The sequence below is a fragment of the Campylobacter concisus genome (assembly GCF_002913865.1).
Classification (GTDB): domain Bacteria; phylum Campylobacterota; class Campylobacteria; order Campylobacterales; family Campylobacteraceae; genus Campylobacter_A; species Campylobacter_A concisus_AM.
The window spans coordinates 1-1465 of the sequence record NZ_POYX01000042.1 but is presented as its reverse complement, the minus strand read 5'-3'; the positions used below and the strand labels follow the sequence as shown (position 1 = coordinate 1465).

Annotated in this window: 2 protein-coding genes; both read left to right on the top strand. The window is 27.0% G+C overall.

Going from position 1 to position 1465, the window contains the following annotated elements:
* The first annotated feature begins 141 nt into the window (after positions 1-141).
* On the top strand, positions 142-1182 hold the full coding sequence (locus tag CYP77_RS02555) for a class I SAM-dependent methyltransferase (protein ID WP_103599678.1): 1041 nt from the start codon (positions 142-144) through the stop codon (positions 1180-1182).
* Positions 1182-1465 (top strand): glycosyltransferase family 4 protein (locus CYP77_RS02550; protein WP_141090830.1); only part of this gene is annotated, 284 nt, incomplete at its 3' end. The genes CYP77_RS02555 and CYP77_RS02550, both read left to right, overlap by 1 nt.

Sequence of the window (1465 nt, the reverse complement as noted above, 5' to 3'; positions counted from 1 at the left end):
CTATATAGCTTTTCATACATATAATATTGCCAATGATATGGAGATAGCAGACGGAAAAATAGTTGTAAAAAATCTATTTGTTTTAATAAATAATTTTGTTGATTTATTGAGATTAATTTTAAAAAAGATATAGGATAGAGTATGTTGAGTAGTAGATTCAAAAATGATGGTAGAGAATGTGAGAGACTAAATTTCTCTCAAAAAAAAGCAAAAAAAGATATTCTAAAAAAAATAGATAATGGTTGTTACAAATTCGAAGAAATAGACTGTCCTATATGTGACAATAATGATATTGAGAATATCTCAGAGAAAGATAAGTATTGGTTACCTCATCAAGTAGGAATATGTACCGCATGCGGTTTTATTTTTGCAAATAGAAGATTAGACCAAAAATCGTATAATGATTTTTATGTACATCATTTTAATGATTTAGATATAGGGTATTCTATTGGTTTTAGTGAATCGTTTAAATCTCAATATAACAATGCCAAAGATTCAATTTTTCCGTTTATGCGAGATTTTATTAAGCTAAATAAAAATTTTAATGTCTTAGAAGTTGGTTGTTCATCGGGGGGGGCAATACAATATTTTAAAGAATTGGGATGTGATACCGTAGGGCTAGATCTTGGTGTAGATGCTATTGGGTATGGGCAAAAAGTACACGGTTTAAATTTGATCAATATAGATTTACCAGACTTTAATACTGATACCAAGTTTGATTTAGTTATCTACAATAGTGTATTTGAGCATATAAGTAATATATCATCGCATATGCACAAACTTAATAATTTATTAAAAGAAGATGGAATATTATTTTTAAGGGTGCCAGGAATTAAAAATTTACATAATAATTCATTCCATAAATTTGATCTATTAAATTTTGTTACATTGCCCCATATCTATTATTTTTCTGCAAGGACACTCACCAACCTGATGAATAAATACGGTTTCGAGTGTATAAAATCAAATGAAGTTGTTTTTTCATTATTTAAAAAAAATAGTTTAAATATAGACAATGCCATAGCAACTGACTACGATGAAGTAATGTCATATATAAAAAAACAAGATAATATGTTTAAAATAAAAGCTAAAAATGCTTTATTGCTTCTTAAAAACGGAGTTAGAAATATTTTAGACCATCTTGGTTTGCTTTCAGCTGTCAAAAAAGTACTAGGCAAATAATGAAAAAAATAGTTTTTTTAAATTCTACAATGCAAGCTGGTGGTCCAGCTAGAGTTATTAATTTATGGAGTAATCATTTTATAGATAAAGGTTACGATGTAGAGATAGTTTCTAATATTGATGTGCCGCTTTTCTATGATTTTAATAAAAAAGTTAAATATTCTATCTTGGGTATTGATAAATTTCAACAACGGTCGAGAACTAGGACTCTTTTTAAAATATTTAAATTTATATATAGAAGAAGAAATGAAATACATATTTACAATAAAGCCCTATATATACC

Bases quoted from the DNA above. Each gene is read 5' to 3' on its own strand.
- CYP77_RS02555 (WP_103599678.1), top strand. From the start codon at position 142: ATGTTGAGTAGTAGATTCAAAAATGATGGTAGAGAATGTGAGAGACTA.